Source organism: Streptomyces sp. NBC_00670 (assembly GCF_036226765.1).
GTDB lineage: Bacteria > Actinomycetota > Actinomycetes > Streptomycetales > Streptomycetaceae > Streptomyces.
The window spans coordinates 7,085,628-7,102,289 of the sequence record NZ_CP109017.1 but is presented as its reverse complement, the minus strand read 5'-3'; the positions used below and the strand labels follow the sequence as shown (position 1 = coordinate 7,102,289).

The window sequence follows — 16,662 nt, the reverse complement described above, 5'->3', positions numbered from 1 at the left end:
CGTTCGCGGCAGTCCGGACCAGGGGGAACCAGTGGGCTACGTCAAGCTTTTCGACCCCGACGAGCCCGGCGGGACCCCGCACGACAGCCCGTTACCCCTCCTGCCGCCGCGCGGCGTGGCCCGGCCGGACGACGAGGTCTACCTCTTCGACGAGCGTACGGTCCTCGCGGTCAACATCGCCCTGGCGACCGGCCGTCCGCTGCTGGTGCTGGGCCCGCCCGGCTCGGGCAAGTCCACGCTCGCGCCCAACGTGGCCCGGCTGATGGGCCTGCGCTACTACGCCGAGGTCGTCACCGCCCGTACCGAACCGCACGACCTGCTCTGGCGCGAGGAGGCCTTCCGGCAGCTCAACGACGCCTACTCGGGGAAGCTGGCCGCCCCCGACTCGCCGGCGTACTTCCGTCCCGGCGTGCTGTGGAAGGCCCTGGACCCCTCCGTCGACCCGGCCTTCGACGCTCCCACCGACGGTGCCGATCCCGGTGCCGAGCCGGACCCGGCGCTGCGCGGGCGCCCGGCCGTGGTGCTGATCGACGAGATCGACAAGGCCGACCCGGACGTGCCGGACGCGCTCCTCGACCCGCTGAACAACCTGCGCTTCGAGGGCCCCGGCCGCCGCCTGGTGACGGCAGCCGAGGGGATCGACGCACCGCTCGTGGTCATCACCAGCAACGAGGAGCGGGAGCTGTCCGCCGCCTTCCGGCGCCGCTGCATCCCGCTGGTCCTGGAGCCGCCGGACCGCGAACACCTGCTGCGGGTCGCCCAGTTGCACATGGGTGCCGCCTACGACCCGCTGCTCGCCGACGAGTTGGCCGAGATGTTCGACGCCGAGTCCTCCGCCGCGCGGCCGGTGGCGAGCACCGCGGAGTTCCTCGACACCCTGCGGGCCTGTCAGCAGCTGGGGCTCACCGCCGACTCCCCGGAGTGGCGTGCGGTGGCGGGTCTCGCCATGGTCAAGGGCTCCCCCGACGTCCTGCCGTACGCATGAGCCGTCGCCGGACCCAGGTGGGGGATCTGCTGCGGGCTGCCCGTCTGCTGGGCGTCCAGGACGCGGACGGCGTGGCGCGGCTCGCCGAGGCGATGGGGCTGCCGGCGGGGACCGCACCGGGCGCCGACTCGCACGTGGGCGGGCGCCCGGGACGCAGGCCGGCGGCGGCCGACGGGCCGCACGCTGCCGAGGACGGCGGCCGGGGCGGTGCGCGCCGCCCGGTGCGTGCGCTGCACGCCGACGGGGTGTCACGGACGGGGGGTACGGAGCGTCCGGCGGCCCCGTCCCGCCGGGCCGGACCGACACCGCTGAACGGAGCCGGCGAGGAGGCGGGGACGGGGACCGGCGCCACGGCCGCCGTAACCGCGCGCCGGTCCGGACCCGCCGGTTCCGCCCCCGAGCCGTACCCCGCTCCCCCTCGGGCCACCGGCGCCTCCCTGCTCATGCTCCGGGCACCGCTCCCCCCGCCGGACCCCACCGGGCCCGACGGCGAGCCCGCCCTGCGGGACCTCGCCGACCCGGGGGACGTGCCGGGGCCCGACGACCCCCCGGACATCCTCGACGTCCCCTGGGTCACCGCCCCGCCCCGGCCGGCCCCGCCGTGGGATCCGCGGACCGAGCGCGCCGTCTTCCTCGCCGTGGCCAGCACGTACCGCGGCGGGCACACCGTCGACCACGACCGGCTTCTGGAGCTGGTGGTCCGCAGCCTGGCCGGCGGTCCCCTCGGCCGTCCCCGGGTCCCCTACCGGCAGCGGGCGACCACCAGGGCCGGGGTGCACCTGCTGCTCGACCGGGGCGAGTCGATGCGGCCCTTCCGCGACGACCAGGCCTGGCTCGCCGCCCTCGCCGCCCGGGTGGTGCCACCCGACCGGCTGACCGTGCTCGACTTCCGGCTCCGACGGGGCGCGAGCCGCGACGGCGGCCGCACCTGGGAGCCGCACCCCGTCCCGCCGCACGGACAGCCGGTGCTGCTGATGTCCGACCTCGGCAGGCTGCGGCCGCCGCTACCGGGACGCAACCACGCCACCCCGGCCCAGTGGCTGCCGTATCTGCGCCGGCTGTGCCGCGCGGGCACGCCCGTCGTCTGTCTCACCCCGCACCCCGTACGGGAGTACCCCGCCGCCATCCGGCAGTTGGTCACGCTGTTCACCCTGGACCGCGGCATCCCGGTGCGGACGGGGCGGTCCGGCCTCCGGGGCGGCCGGCGCAGATCGGGGCGCGGGTCGTGACGGCGGCGCCCGAGCGCAGCACCGCCTTCCGGCTCATCGCCGAGCAGCGCCGCGACCAGCCCGACGTGGTGCTGCTGGCGCGCTCGCTGTGCCTGGCGGCGCAGGCCGAACCGTACTTCGTGCGCGGCGCCCGGCTGCGGTTCCTGCCGCGCAGCGGCATCGGCCTCGAGGCGAGGCTGTGGTTCTCGCCGCTGGTGGAGGCGGCCGACAGCCGGGCGCTGGTGCTGCACCCGGAGGTCGGCGCCGAGCTGCGGCAGGAGCTGTCCGCGCGGGACCTGAGCCTGCTCGGCTCGGTCCGCGAGTACACCCGCACCGCCCACCGCGGCGCCCCGCCCCTCGTCCGCGCGTTCGAGGAGCTGCTGTGGCGGGCGACGATCGGGCCGCGGCCGGCCGAGGCGGAGGTCGAGGAGGCGCTGGCACCGCTGTTCCGGCAGGTACTCGCCGACGGCGGCGGGGCGGCCGACGCCAGCCGCTGGGTGCTGCGTTTCCTGCCCCGGCTCCCCGAGGACGTGCACGGCTCCTGGCCGGCCTGGCGGCTGCAGGTGATGGCGGCGGAGCGGCTGGGCATGGAGCCGCCCACCGGCGTGGCCGCCCGCACCGGCGCCGACCGGGTGCGGGCGGTGCGGTCCCTCGTCCACAGCGAGGTCGACATCGGCGTACGGCCGGTGGCGGACGGCCTGGTCCTGACCCGGCCGCCGGAGCCCGATGCCCTGGTCTGCCCGGCGAGCGGCGCCGCCCGGGTCCGGCTGCGGCTGCGCGGCGCGCTGCCGGGAGCCGGCTGGCACGAGCTGGACCTGTACGACGACGAGCGGGCAGCGCTGCGCCTCGGCGTGATCGCCGAGGCCCGCCCCGACGGCACGGTGCTGCACGCGCAGGCGGAGCTGGGCTCCACCCTGGTCTGCGTCCGGGCGGCCGGGCGCGGGGCCACGGCGGTCACCGCCGACGGGCACACCGCCCTGTCGGTCGACGACGGCGAGACCGTACTGCCGCTCGAACTGCCGGGCGCACCAGAGCTGTTGGCCGTGGCGGACGCGGGCCCCGCCGCCACCGCCGCGGTGACGGACAGCGGACTGCACGTGGTGTCGACGGCGCTGGACGGCTCCGCCGACGCCGTACTGCACCGCCTCCCGGCGGCCATGGCGGAGCCGACGGCGCTGGGCTGGTCGCGGCTGGCCCGGCAGACCGTGCTGTGCCTGGCGTCGGGGACCGACGTGGTCCTCGCGGCCGACGGCGACCCGCGCCGCGACCTGGCGACGCTCACGCACTCCGCCCGGGTGGTGGGCCTGTGGTGCTCGGTCCGGGCGGGGGTGGTGGCGGTGGCCGACGCGCGCGGCGACCTCGTCGTCCACCGCCCGGCCTCCGGCACCGGCACGCCGACGACGCTGTGGGGCACCGGGCAGCCGGTCACCGCGCTGAGCGGCGACCCCGCCTCGGGCGCGGTGGTGTGGGCCACGGCGGACGGCCGGGTGCACACCTGGCGGCCGCACGGGGAGGACGACGGGACCGGCGGGCACGGCCCGGAGGACGACTCCGTCGTCCTGGCGGTGCTGCCGGCCCCGGCGACCTCGCTCGCGGTGTCGCCCGCGACCGGGCTGGTCGTCGCGGCGGACGGCGGGCCCCGGCTGCTGCGGCTGCCGTGGCCGGACGGCGGGCCGGTCACGGGAGCGCCGGTGCCCTTCTCGGTCCAGGAGGTGTGCCCCGCGCCGGGCGGACGGCTGCTGCTGACGGGGCACGGCGGCGAGGTCGAGATCCGGTCCGAGGACGGCCGCACCCATCTGTTCACCCCCGCCCCCGTGCCCCCCGCCCCGGACGGCACCGGCCCGGCGTGGCTGCGGGACGGCGTGGGGGTCGCACTGCTCGCGGACAACCCCCTGCTGCCGGTGCGGGCCCGCCGCTGGGGCGTGGGCCACGTCTGTCTGCCCGCCTCCCGCGAGCCGGGGGCGCCGGAGACCACCGCACTGGTCGAGGAGGCGCGGGCGCAGGGGCTGCGCGTGCTCGCCGATCTGCACCCGCCGGACGACACCGCCGCGCACGGGGCGCTGCTGCGGCGGGCGTACGACCTGCTGGAGGAGCGGTTCGACGGCCTGCGGCTGCGCGACGCCGCCCGCTGGCCCGAGGCCCTGCTGATCCGCCTGCGCCATCTGCTGGACGCGTTCCCCGAGGCGGCGTTGGTGGGGAGGGCGGAGGGGAGCGGTCCGGAGGCGAACGGTCCTGGCGCCGCGGACACCCACTGCCACCTGGTGGTCGGCGCCCCGCCCGCGACCCCGGCGGACGCCTCTCACCCGGTACCCCCCTGGGCACTGCCGCCCGACGCCCCGTACGCCGAGGCCCGCCTGCTGCTGGCCCTGCCCGGATGCCACGAGGTCCCGCTCGCGGTGCTGGACGCTCAGACGCCCGAGGCGACGGCACTGCGAACCCTCCTGGCCGCGCGGGCCACCCAACTGGCCCTGCGCGGTGAGACGTTCGCACCACATCCGACCGGAGACCCGCGGCTCACCGCCGTCCTGCGCACCCATGCCGGGCAGACGGTGCTGTGCCTCACCAACACGGCGGACACCCCCGTCGTCGCCCGGCTCCCCCGGCCGGCCCCGGAGCCGCCGACCGAACTGATCGAGATCGCCCACGACGCACCGGCCCCCCACCCGGCCGCCACCGCCGAACCCGAGACCGTGCACGCGGTCGCCGACGATGTCTTCACCCTCACCGTCGGACCGGGCCGCACCCGCTGGTTCCGGCTCCGACCCGCTGAGGGCCCCCGGTCGACGGAGGCGACCGACCCCTTCGGCCCACCCGTCCCCTGACGACACGCGCCGCGAGCCGCCGGCCGCCGTCGTCGCCCCGTCCCCAGTTCAGCGAGGAGCACCATGCCCGGTCCCCATGTCTTCCTCAGCCGCAGCGAGCCCCTGGACTGCCCGTGCAGTTGCTGGCCCGCACGGCGTGCCATGGAGGAACTGCTGCGCGCGGAGGGCTGCGCCCCGGTCGTCGTGGACCGGGAGTCACTGGTGCCCGGGCAGGAGTGGATGGAGGCGATATCCGACGGCATGGGCAGCGCGCACGGCATGCTGCTCATCGTCTCGGTGCACGCCCTGAAGTCCGAACACGTGCAGAACGAGCTCGCCATGGCGGAGCTGCGCAACCGCACCGACGGCTTCCCGGTGATCCTGCTGATGCTCCCGGAGGTGGACCTGAAGGCGCTGGAGCGCAGCGGGCTCAATTCCCTCAATCCGACCCGCCGGCAGACCGTCGAGTGGCCGGAACGCGGCGATCTGGAGGCCGTACGGCGGGACATCGCACCGCAGTTGGAGCTGATGCGGGCCGGGCTGAACGACTCCCGGGTGCACCACCAGGTGGTACGGCATCTGCGCGAGGTGCCCGACCGCAGCCTGGACCGGGCCAGCGCGACTCTGGGGGTGCCGCTGGCCGGGCTGTCGCCGCTGAAGCAGCACCGGCTCGCCTCCGGGCTGCTCGCCGAGCGGCCGAGTGAACAGGAGGCGGACGCCGACCCGTTGCGGGCGGCCCTGACCGAACTCCTGCCGCTGCCCGGGCCCGGGGACTCCCGGGAGCTGATCGAGCTGAGCGTGACCCACGCCCGGGTGCCGGGCACGGAGGCCGCCCGAATGCGCGAGACGCTGTGCGGTACGGGCCCCCGGGTGGCGGTGCTGCCCGCCCGCTCCACCGACACCGCGCGCCGTTACGTCCACCGGGCGACCGAACAGCCGCTGGCCTGGGACCACTTCGTGGTGCCGATCACCGCGGGCACGGGTGTGCTGGACGGCCTGGTGGAGGGCATCCGGGACCTGCTGGAGGACGTCGACGTCTACGACGAGGAGACCCTGCGCGAGCACGAGCGGGACTTCGGCCCGGTGGTGGTGATCGTCCCGCATCCGCCGGACAGCGACCTGGTGCGCGCACTGGACGCCGAGTTCCCGGTGGGCGTGCTGTTCCTGTTCGTCGTCGACGGTGACCTGCTGGGCACGGCCGGCGCCCACACCCGCCTGGACGGCCTGCCGGCCTGGCGCGAGGAGGAGATGAACCGCACGGTCCGCCGCTTCGTCCGCAAGTACGCGACGTCACGCCAGAATTGACGCGCGTCGACCGGGCGGAGACGGCGCGTTGCGCGGGACAGTCGGCGGACCACTCCCGCACGGCCCGCGGGCCCTCCCCGGACAGCCCGCGGGCCCCGGCCGGTCGGCCGGGGCCCGCGGAACCTACAACTCCGATACCGCTCACGGCATCAGATCGGCGGCATCTCCAGGTCGAAGTCGATCCGCCGGCGGTTCACCATCGCGCGGCAGGTGGGATGGCGGGGCCCGAGCTTGCGCTCCGTGGCCTCCCCGGCCTCCCGCAGGGCGGTCTCCGCCTCCTCGTCCCCGGCGAGGACCCGCTCCAGCGCGGTGTTGTACCGCGCGCACAGCACCCGCGGATGGTCCGGGCCGTACAGCTCGGCATAGGCCTCGTGGACCTTCTCGTCCTCCGCCGTCGCCTCCCGGTGCCGCCCCAGCGCGGAGAGCGCCCCGGCCCGGTTGGCCCGGCAGGCGACGGTGGCGGGGTGCTGCTCACCCAGCCGCGCGACCAACTGCCGCAACGTGTCGTCACCGAGCTTCAACGCCTCCGTCGCCTCGCCCTGGTGACACAGGATCGCCACCAGGTTGGTGGCCGCGGCCAGCGTGAAGGGGTGGTCGGCGCCGAGCCGGCTCTGGTAGAGCTGCACGCTGCGCTTGCCCAGTTCGAGTGCCTCGGCCCGGCGTTCGGGGTTGGTCTCGGACAGGGCGAGCAGGTCGCAGGCGAGGTTGGCGCCGCACGACATGGTGTCGGGGTGGAGTTCGCCGTACCGCTTCTGGAACGAGTTGAGCGTCGTGCGGGTCAGCGCCTCGGCGGCGGTGTGGTTCCCGAGCCTGCGCTGGGTCACCGCGAGCGAGGCGTCGGTGCGCAGAACGTCGTTCGACTCGTCTTGTAGGTCGGCGAACTGCCTGCGCAGGGCGGTCAGTTCGTCCAGGGACGCCTGGTACTCGCCCATCTCGCGCAGGTCCAGCGCCACACCGCTGCGCGCGTTCAGGGTGCGCCGGTTCCGCTGGCCCAGAACGGTCCGACTCCGTTCGTGGATCTCCCTCGCGAGGGCGAGTCCCTCCGCGGGCCGTCCCGCCAGGTTGAGCGACACGGCCAGGTTGTTGCCGGCGCGCAGGGTGGCCTCGTTCTCCTCGCCGAAATCGGGGTGATTCCGGCAGAGGTCGTAGGTCTCCTGGTCGGACTCGTAGGCCTCCCGGTAGCGGCCGAGACCCCGCAGGTCGGCCCCGTAGTTGCGGGCCGTCACCAGGGTGTGGCCGTTGTCCCGGCCCAGTTGTTCCCGCTGTCGCCGCAGCGTGTCCTCGTCGAGGTCGTACGCCTCCTGGAACAGTCCCAGCGAGCGCAGGGGGTTGGCCGCCTGGGCGGCCACCCGGAGGGTGAGGGGGTGGTCCCGGCCCAGGGTCTCCGACTCCGTCCAGGCCTTGAGGGCGCGGCGGCCCAGGGCGGCGGCGGCCCGGTGGTCACCGATGAGCCACTGGTTGCGGACCTGCCGGATCACCCACTCGCACACGCGCGGGTCGGTGCTGGAGACGGCACCCGAGGGGTCCAGGTGGGGCAGCAGTTCGGCCATGCGCTGGCGCACCTGCGGGCTCTCCTCCGGGAGCGCGGCCGAGGGAAGGGCGCCCGCCAGCACCAGTTGGGCGCGGTGGCGGATCTGCTCGTACCGTGCCGGGTCCTCCTCCAGCCACTCCCGTACGGCGGCCTGGAGCAGTCGGTGCACCTGGATGAAGCGGTTGCGCTGGTCCACCGTGGCCAGGGCGTACCGGCCGAGGTCGCGGATCAGGTAACCCATCACCATCGGGTCGAACACCGAGGTGTCCCCGGTGACTTCGGCCAGGTAGTTGCGCATGCCGTCGCTGTAGAGCAGGGAATGCGCGATGGGTTCGGGCGAGAGGAAGGAGCAGAGTTCGAGCAGGCGTACGGCCGCGGGGCGGTTCTGGGCGAGCCGGTCGACGGAGAGCCGCCAGACCGCGGTGAGCGACTGCTGCGGGCCGCCTCCGGTGCCCTCGTCGCGGCTGAGGACCGCGCTGACGCGGCTGCCGACGAGGTCCAGGTAGGTGTCCAGCGGCATGCCGGTCTGGCGCAGCCACGCCGCCGCCATCTCCATGGCCATCGGGAAGTCGCCGAGGGTGTCGGCGATCCGGTTGGCGTCCTGGACCTCCAGCCCGTCCACCCGGCGGCGCAGCAGGGCGACGCTCTCCGACCGGTTGAAGGCGTCGATCTCCATGGAGCTCTGGCCCTGTCCGATGGGCGAGCGGCGCGCGGTGACGATGACGTGTCCGGGGCCGTCGGCGGGGATGTACTGCTCCACGGAGGCGTCGGCCAGGTCCGGGCCCTGGCTCTCGATGTTGTCGAACACCAGGAGCCACCGGCCGGCCAGTCCGGTCCTGAGAGCGGCGAGAGTGGCCTGGACGAGCTCGTCGACCGACTCGCCGCGCAGCCCCAGTTCGGTGCCGAGTTCCGCGAGCAACGGCGGGATGGTTTCGGGCTGTTCGGCCGGGATCCAGTGGACCACGTCGTACTGTGCGCCGTAGCGGTGCACGTACTCCTGGGCGATCTGGGTCTTGCCGATGCCGCCGAGGCCGTACAGGAAGACCCTGCCCACGGGAGTGTCCTGCCGCAGCGCCTCCGTCCCCAGTTCGTTCCGCAGCCGGTCCAGGTGCAGGTCGCGTCCGGTGAAGGAGTTGTTGCGCGGAGGGACGTTGAACGCCTTCGGGACCAGGCCCGGATAGGCGGGGCCCTCGGGGGCGACCTCGGCGGGCGGGTCCAGTTCGAGGAGGGCGAAGACCTGGTTGAGCGCCTGTGCGGCGGCCACGTCGACCAGGACGAACCCGGGCAGTCCTCGCAGGGCCGGCTCCGGGGTGTACTCCCGGGTGCGCAGGCCGAGGATGCGCGGCCCTTCGGGTGCGGCGGCCAGGGCCCGGATCTCGTCCGCGACGGGGGTGGTCGCGAAGTCGGGCGAGAGGAGCGCGATGACCACGTCGGCGCTGTCGGCGGGGCGCACCGCCAGCGGGACGGACGGGCTGCTGGCCCGCAGGGTCACGGCGATCCCGGCCGCCTGCATCTGGGCGGCGAGCCACTCCGCCCAGGCGCCGTCACGTACCGCGAAGTCCAGCCGGACCCGGGGCACGAGCCCGCCGCCGGGCATCCGTACGCGCTGGAAGCGGGCGAGCATCTGCCTGCGCGTCTGCTCGTCGGGGGCCTGCAACGCGGTGATCGCGCCGTCGGTGACGGCGGCGGTGAGGCGTTCGTAGGCGGCGAGGAGGGAGGCCGGCTGCCGGGGGGTGTCGGCGACGGTGGCCAGGACCTCCTCGTAGGCGAAGTAGGAGCGGTAGGGGATCTCGACCGCGCCCCAGTAGCTGTCGGGGTCGGCGGCGCGCGGGGTGTCCTTGAGGAACTCCTGGAAACGCCGGCGGGCGTGGTCGCGGCTGGCCTCGAGCTTCTCCTGCTCGGCGTAGTCGACCCGCATGGGCACCGGGATGATCTTCACGTGCGGGGCGCCGCGCTTGACGTCCCGGGCGATGTCCGCGCCGCCGTCCACCGACTGGGTGTTGAGGGTGAAGCAGTTGACGAGGACGTCCGGGAGCATCATGGTCGTGATGCCGGAGGTGTCGCCGAAGCCGGTGCGGCTGTCGATCAGGACGTAGTCGTAGTTGCGGCGCATGTCCTCGCGCAGTGCGTGGAGGAAGGCCGCCCCGTCGCGGCGTTCGTAGAAGCCGCGCCAGTCGTAGGTGTTGATCGTCTCCGAGTACTCCTCGGTCTGCTTGCCCGAGGAGACGAAGTCGATGTAGCCGCCGTCGGGGAAGGTGGACGTCAGCGTCGTGGCGTAGCGCTCGACGCGGGCGTACTCCCGCAGGTCCTCGTCGGTCGTGCGCGGAACGCGCAGCTCGAACTTGCGGACGAGGTCGATCAGGCCCTCGGTGGAGGCGAGGTCGGGGTCCCCCAGGAAGGGGGTGAAGTAGCGGTGCAGGCCCGGTGCTTCGAGGTCCCAGTCCATGACGAGCACACGTTTGCCGTTGCTGGCCAGGATCCACGCCACGTTCGCCAGGGACATCGTGCGGCCGGTGCCGCCCTTGAACGAGTAGAAGGTGACGATGGTGCCGGACTCCGCGGTGCCGGCGTCACCCGAGTCGAACTTCATGAGGAGCGCCTTCCGAGCAGGGGAAAGGGGGCGAGGCCGGTGGCCGGCGCGGCCGGGGCCCGGTCGGCCTCCACGGACTTCATGGCGTCGTTCTGCAGGCGGATGAGGGCCTTGCGGAGCGCGGAGGTGAAACGGTCGGCGTCGGGCAGGCTCCACCGCTGGTATTCGGCGAAGCTGCGCCGCAGCAGCGGGAGCATGCGGTCGACGGCCTCGTCGAGTTCGGCGGCCTGGGCGGCGGACTCCGTGTCGTCCTCGCTGCGCGGCTCCAGCACGGTGGTGGACCGGCCGGGGCGGCCGTCGACCGCGGCGAACAGCCGTTGTTTCTCGCGGACCCTGGCGACCCAGGCGTCCACCAGGAGCACCACCAGCCGGTCGGGGTCCTCGCCGACCCGGTCGACGGCGCTGTCGTCCAGTGTGAGGACGTCCGGGGCGAAGTCGAGGGCCGTGGCGACGTCCGTGACGAGGGAGGCGAGTGCGCCCTTGTCGTCGGGGGCGTAGGGCGACCAGTCCAGGGCGCGGTTGCCGTAGAACTGTTGTGCGTGCCGGTCGGCGGGCAGGTCCTGGCGGGGCATGGCGGCCATGACGAAGTCGACCGTTCTGCGGCCCGTCCGGGTGACGGGGCGGACCCCGGCACCGGCCGACGCGGCACGGAAGCCGTGCACCTCCGGCAGCCGTTCGGCGTGGGCGGCGATGCGCTCCGCCAGCGCCTGGAGCACACCCGTGTACTCCTCCTGGTACCGCGTCCGCAGACGCAGCAGGTGCAGCACTCCGTCCCGCCGGTAGGCCTCCGAGGGCACCTTCAGGGGTGGGTAGGGCAGGGCGGTGGGGGGCGCGTGGTCCGGTTCCGGTTCCCAGAGGACGGGAACGACGGCGTCGGCGCGGCGGCCGGTCCGGGACCAGTGCACGTCGAGCCGCTGCTGGAAGTAGTTCCACTCGGCGGCGCAGTAAGACTGACTGAAGTAGCGCGGTGAGAGCAGGGGGACCAGGACCGTGGAACGGCTCAGGGCGTCGAGGGGCACGTCGAGGGAGTGCGGATCCCCGCGGGTGCCCACCGTTTCGGGGGGCCGCCCGATACGAGCTCCCACCGCCGCGCTCAGATCACGGAAGAATGCCGCGACCCACTCTTCGTCGACCCTACGGACATGACTCAGGTAGAAGTGGCTCACGGTGACTCCAGTTGCATGGCACGTTCCCAGGGCGTGGGCGACCTTGGGGTGTGCCAGGCGGTGGATGAGGAGCTGCCGCCAACCCCACTGCCGCCGGTCACACCGAATCGGTTGTTCATCGAAATACGGGCTAGATAAGAAGAAATGCTGCCACTTACGCACAATAAGGGGTGTCCGTCGCGCTCTCGCGGCACCACCCCGCCGTAGGTTCCGCCCATGCCCCCCTCCTCATCTCCTTGGCTGACGCCTTCTCATCGGTCCCGACAGCGCCGTGACGGCCGGTCTCCGCCGGTGTCGGCGGGGCCGCACCCCGCCGTTTCTCCGGCACCGGGGGCTCGGCCGGGCTCGCCCGGACGAGTGAATCGCCCAGTGGACCTCCGCCCGGGTGAACGACCGGAAATCCGTTCACGGGGAAGCCGCACCGCGCGGCCTCGTCACTCATGTGTTCCACGAACCGTGCACCCAGGGGCGTCAGGGCCGGTCGGCCCTCCAGCGTCGCCAGCGCACCGGCCACGCGCACGCCGTGTCGGTGCAGCCGTGCCCCGGCCTCCCGCGCGGCCGCGCCCCGCAGTCCCTCGGCCCTGCGCCGCCAGAACTCGAGCACCGCGAGGTGGGCATAGGTCCCGGTCAGCACGGCGCCGAGGGGCCGAAGGTCCGGGCGCCAGCCGACCCGGTGACGGCTGCGGTCGTGCGGGGCGACGAGGTCGGCCAGGTCGGCCAGGGCCGCGAAAGCGATGTGCGCCGTCTCGTGCACCACGGTCTCCGCCAGACGCGCGGGATCGCGCTCGGGGGCGGCGGCGACCGCCCCGTAGGCCTCCCGTGCCGAGGAACTGCGGCCGTGCCGGTCGTGGCCCGGACGCAGCGGGACCACGGCCGACCAGAGCGCGGCGCAGGCGGCCGCCCGTTCGGGGACAGTGTCGGTGAGCAGTTGCCACGACTCCCCCAACGAGGCGCGCCAAAAGGCGAGTTGGCGGGGTGTCTGACGGCCCTGCACCGGGTGTCCGTGGGCGTCCCGGTAGACATCGCTGTCCTCCAACACGACGGACAGCGGGGGTTCGGTACCGCGCGCGGCGACGTCGACCCGGCGCGGGGCGAGCAAGGGACCTGCGGTGGCGGACCATTCGTCCTGGGGCGCGTCCAGCGTGAGCGTGTGTCCCGGCAGTTCGACGTGCCGGCCGTCGAGCGGGACCGTCCGAGTCCCCCGCGGGACGCGCACGGTGCCGAATGTGGGCAGCCACAGCAGTCCGTCCGGCGCCCGGAGCGTCAGGCGCGGGCGCAGGCCGGTGCGTAACGCGGCCGCGGCTCCGAAGGAGCCGAACCGGGCGAGGTCCACGGCGAGCCCCGTCGCGGGACCGGCGCCCGCCAGGGCGCGCAGGCAGCGGGCGAGCCAGACGCCCAGATGCGGATGGAGCAGGAACCCTTCGAAGGCGGCCACGTCGGCCGCGCGGGCCCGGGTGCACATCTCCCAGCCTTCGGCCGCCCCGGACTCCCGCCACAGGCCGGGCAGTTCGCGCCGGGCCACGTCCGCCACACTCTTCAGCATCAGCAGCCGTCTGCTGACCTGTCCGTCCCGCAGGACGGTGAGCGCGGAGGCGGTGGGGCGGCAGCCCGCGAGGGCCGCGAAGTCCTCCGCCGCCATGCGCAGGGCCCGGGGATCGCTCACGACGCCCTCCCCAGCAGAGCGGCGGCGTCGGCCGTCACCCGGTCACGGATGTGCGTGATGAGCACCCGTAGATCGGCCGAGTAGACACTGGGGTTGGCGAAACCCGTACGGGGATGGAAGCGGTGGGTCCGCAGTCCCCCGCCGCAGATCCGTACGACGGAACAGCCCAGGCATTCCTCGGCGAGTGCCTCCGGCCCCTCGTCCCGTGCGTCCACGACGGCCGGGCAACGGGCCACCGCGTCGAAGTCGTGGTCGAACACGTTCATACCGGTGGCGGCGGCTCCCTCGTACGCGGCCTTGAGCGAATCGGGTAACTCGACCGATCCGTCGCTCTCCACGACGATGACGTCGGAGGCGGCCAGTCCCACGCTGGAGGAGCGTACTTCACCGCCGAGAGAAAGATCCATGATGTTCTCGAAGAGACGGATCCCGGTCTCGCGGCGCGGTGCGGAGTACCAGCGTTCGAAGATCTCGACGAGCCAGCGCGCGTAGGGCGTGCGCCGTGGATCGTGCCCGGGGGGCGGATACTCCCAAGTGGCGTGCGGCAACAGGAAGTCGACTCGCCGCGGAGCGTGGACGAGGAGCGCCTCGTAGACGGATCCGGGATCGTTGGCGAGGTCGACGGTGCAGAGAAGGCCGCGGTAGAGGGCGCGGTTCTCCGGCCTCTTCAGCAGTTCCAGCCCCCTCTGAACGGCCGCGTGACTGCTCCGTCCGTTCCTGGAACGCCGGTGGCGGTCGTTGGCCTCCCGGTCGCCGTCGAGACTGACTCCGACCGATACCCCGTACCGGCGGAACAGCTCCAACCAGTGCGGACTGAGCAGTGTTCCATTGCTCTGCAGAGAGATATCACAGTGGGCGACGCCCCGTAGTTCACTCCTGAGCACTGACAGCAGATGTTCGATTCGACGCCGGCCGGCGAGGAGTGGTTCGCCGCCGTGCAGCACGATCCTGACCGAATCCAGGCCGTGGTTCCGCGCGTGCTCCGCTATTCTCTCGGCGAGCCGGTTCGCCGTCTCCTCCGCCATGACCCGTGGCTTGCTGCGCCAGCTGGTGTCGCGCAACTCGTAGACGTAGCAGTGATCACAGGCCAAGTTGCACGGCTGAGCGCATTTCAGAACCCACTCCTGGAAGGGCCGTACCTCCGTCACGTGCCACCCCTGCTCTCCGCGTCCGGCGGACGCCGTCCGCGCGGTCAGATCGCCGAGTCGAACGCGGCCACCACGGGGAACGTACCGTCGACGACATCTCTCAACACCCGCCGCAGGGACTCCCCGAGCGCACTGTCGGGCAGGTCGTCAAGGTCCACGGCCGTCGAACCGGACAGGTTCACCACGTCGAACTCCACGTCGCTCGCTGACGTCTTCATCGCCCCCCGTGCTCGCTCTCGTCGCCGGCTCCTGCGCGGGCCGAGCGGTTGCGGACATGTGTCAACCCGCAACGGGCACTGCGGCGTGCCGCGTTGCGGGCGGAGTGGTGCGGTTCTGTATTCAGGGAAGCACACTGATCAGGTTCCGGCCAGATCGCACCGTACGATCCCGAGGCCGCCCGCGCGACAACGGCCGGTCCGCCACGGTGGTTGGCTGATTCGTGCCCCGTACAGCCTTGGCGGCCACGGCGGGCCCCGCATCAACTCCCCTACTTGATCACGGCGTTGGCCAGGATGATGACCAGTCCGATGACCAGGTCGGCCGCCCCGGCGCGCAGACACGCGCCCCTGCCCCGGCCCGCGCTCCACGCCGTCCACACGCCCCAGCCGGTGAGCAGCAGCGCGTTGAGCACCAGCGCCGTGTCGACCGCCGTCTCCTCCCGCCACAGCGGGGGCACGGCGAACAGCAGCAGGACGACGGTGGGAGCGGCCGCGGCGACCACGGGCCACTCCGCTGCCATCGCCCGCAGCCCGGCACGGGCGCCCCTGCCGCCGGACGAGGCACGGTGGGCGACGACATGGGCGTAGCCGTGCGCCGCCGCGGAGGCCACGGCGGTGAGCAGCACCCACAGCGCGTCGGAGCCGGGGTCGGGCGCCTCGCCGGGGCTGTCCAGCGCGGCCGCCATGGCACCGGCCATGACGAGTCCGTACACGCCGCTGAACAGCGTGACCTCCGTGGGCCGGCGGGGCCGTACCCGTCGTACGGCCTCGGCGGCGGGCGTGCGGGGGCGGGGCTCACGGTCCGGCATGGCACCATGCTGGTCCGGCGGCTCGCGGGGAGACGGCAGTACGCGCCGGTCGGCGCGGTACGTGGCGCCGTTCGGAGCACGCGGAGCCGTGCCCCGGACGCCGCACCCGTCGGCGGGGCGCCCCGGTCCGTCAGGCGTCCGGCAGTGCGGCCAGCCACTCCGTGAGCAGCCGGTTGACCTCCTCCGGACGCTCCTGCTGGATCCAGTGGCCGCAGCCCTCCAGCAGGTGCGAGGAGACCAGCCCGGGCAGGGTGTGCGGGAACGCCTCGATCGCGTCGCTCATCCAGGTGGTGGACGCGTCCAGCGCCCCGCCCGCGAAGAAGGACGGCTGGGTGAGGGCGGCGCCGTGGTGGGCGGTGAGGTCGGCCCAGTCGCGGTCCATGTTCCGGTAGCGGTTGAGCGCCCCGGTCAGCCCGGTCCGCTCGAACTCGCCCGCGTAGACGTCGAGTTCGTCCTCGGTGAGCCAGGACGGCAGCCGCCCGGCGGGGAACCGGTCGCGCATCCTCCCGCCGCGCGAGACGAAGTGCGGGTCGGGTGCGCCGGGGGCGGGCATCGTGTCGGCGGACAGCGCGGCGTAGACGCCGGCCAGCCAGCCCCGCACGTCGGGCTCGATCTCCGCCTCGGCGCGGCCGGGCTCCTGGAAGTAGGAGACGTAGAACTCGTCCTCGCCGCCGATCCGTGCGAAGACCTCGGTGGGCCGGGGACCGCCGAACGGGGCGTAGGGGACGCTGAGCATCGCGACGGCGCGGAACACCTCGGGCCGCAGCAGTGCGCAGCCGGCGGCGATGTTCGCGCCCCAGTCGTGCCCGACGACCACCGCCGTCCGCTCGCCCAGGGCCTCCACGACCGCGACGCAGTCCTCGACCAGCTCACGCATGCGGTACGCCTCCACCGCCGCGGGCCGCGAGGAGCGCCCGTAGCCGCGTACGTCGAGGGCCGCGACGCGGTACCCGGCGGCGGCGAGGGCGGGGAGCTGGTGGCGCCAGGAGTACCAGGACTCCGGGAAGCCGTGCACGAGCAGGACCAGCGGCCCGCTGCCCTGCTCGGCCAGATGGATCCGCCCGGCGGGCGCGGGCACCAGGCGGTGGGTGAGGGCGGTGGCGGTGGTGGCGGGCGAAGGTGGCACGGGGTCTCCCGGGGGCTCGGCGGAACGGCGGGCGTACGGACGGGTCGGGACTCGGCGGAACCGCGCGCGTACGGACGGGTCGGCGCGCGGGACGATCCTGCGGCACGCGCGG

Annotated in this window: 11 protein-coding genes; 4 read left to right on the top strand and 7 right to left on the bottom strand. The window is 73.9% G+C overall.

Annotation, left to right across the window (positions count from 1 at the left end):
• Positions 1-31: 31 nt before the first annotated feature.
• From OIE12_RS31210 to OIE12_RS31195, 4 genes are all read left to right on the top strand, one after another.
• Positions 32-985 (top strand): AAA family ATPase, encoded by a 954-nt coding sequence (locus OIE12_RS31210; protein ID WP_329141185.1) that lies wholly within the window; start codon positions 32-34, stop codon positions 983-985.
• Positions 982-2,214 (top strand): hypothetical protein, encoded by a 1,233-nt coding sequence (locus tag OIE12_RS31205; RefSeq protein WP_329141182.1) that lies wholly within the window; start codon positions 982-984, stop codon positions 2,212-2,214. The genes OIE12_RS31210 and OIE12_RS31205 overlap by 4 nt, the downstream gene beginning before the upstream one ends.
• Entirely contained in the window at positions 2,211-5,015 is a 2,805-nt protein-coding gene (locus OIE12_RS31200; RefSeq protein ID WP_329141180.1) for a hypothetical protein, read from the top strand. The genes OIE12_RS31205 and OIE12_RS31200 overlap by 4 nt, the downstream gene beginning before the upstream one ends.
• 63 nt (positions 5,016-5,078) lie before the next feature.
• Positions 5,079-6,299: a toll/interleukin-1 receptor domain-containing protein gene (locus OIE12_RS31195; RefSeq protein WP_329141177.1), complete on the top strand. Its 1,221-nt coding sequence runs from the start codon at positions 5,079-5,081 to the stop codon at positions 6,297-6,299.
• A gap of 149 nt (positions 6,300-6,448) precedes the next feature.
• Here OIE12_RS31195 and fxsT read toward each other — a convergent pair whose 3' ends face one another.
• The 7 genes from fxsT to OIE12_RS31160 all read right to left on the bottom strand — a co-directional run bounded on the left by fxsT (position 6,449) and on the right by OIE12_RS31160 (position 16,550).
• Entirely contained in the window at positions 6,449-10,420 is a 3,972-nt protein-coding gene (gene fxsT / locus OIE12_RS31190; protein WP_329141175.1) for an FxSxx-COOH system tetratricopeptide repeat protein, read from the bottom strand.
• Positions 10,417-11,586: a TIR-like protein FxsC gene (locus OIE12_RS31185; protein WP_329141173.1), complete on the bottom strand. Its 1,170-nt coding sequence runs from the start codon at positions 11,584-11,586 to the stop codon at positions 10,417-10,419. Before OIE12_RS31185 ends, fxsT begins: the two co-directional genes overlap by 4 nt.
• 154 nt (positions 11,587-11,740) lie before the next feature.
• On the bottom strand, positions 11,741-13,249 hold the full coding sequence (locus tag OIE12_RS31180) for an aKG-HExxH-type peptide beta-hydroxylase (RefSeq protein WP_329141171.1): 1,509 nt from the start codon (positions 13,247-13,249) through the stop codon (positions 11,741-11,743).
• Complete coding sequence (locus OIE12_RS31175; protein WP_329141169.1) at positions 13,246-14,397, bottom strand: FxsB family cyclophane-forming radical SAM/SPASM peptide maturase; 1,152 nt, start codon at positions 14,395-14,397, stop codon at positions 13,246-13,248. Before OIE12_RS31175 ends, OIE12_RS31180 begins: the two co-directional genes overlap by 4 nt.
• Positions 14,398-14,441: 44 nt before the next feature.
• Positions 14,442-14,615: an FxSxx-COOH cyclophane-containing RiPP peptide gene (gene fxsA, locus OIE12_RS31170; RefSeq protein WP_329141167.1), complete on the bottom strand. Its 174-nt coding sequence runs from the start codon at positions 14,613-14,615 to the stop codon at positions 14,442-14,444.
• A gap of 269 nt (positions 14,616-14,884) precedes the next feature.
• Positions 14,885-15,424, bottom strand: coding sequence for a hypothetical protein (locus OIE12_RS31165; protein WP_329141165.1), 540 nt, complete (start codon positions 15,422-15,424; stop codon positions 14,885-14,887).
• Between the two features lie 130 nt (positions 15,425-15,554).
• The gene (locus OIE12_RS31160; protein ID WP_329141163.1) at positions 15,555-16,550 is read right to left on the bottom strand and encodes an alpha/beta fold hydrolase; all 996 of its coding nucleotides are present in this window, start codon (positions 16,548-16,550) and stop codon (positions 15,555-15,557) included.
• Between the last annotated feature and the right edge of the window lie 112 nt (positions 16,551-16,662).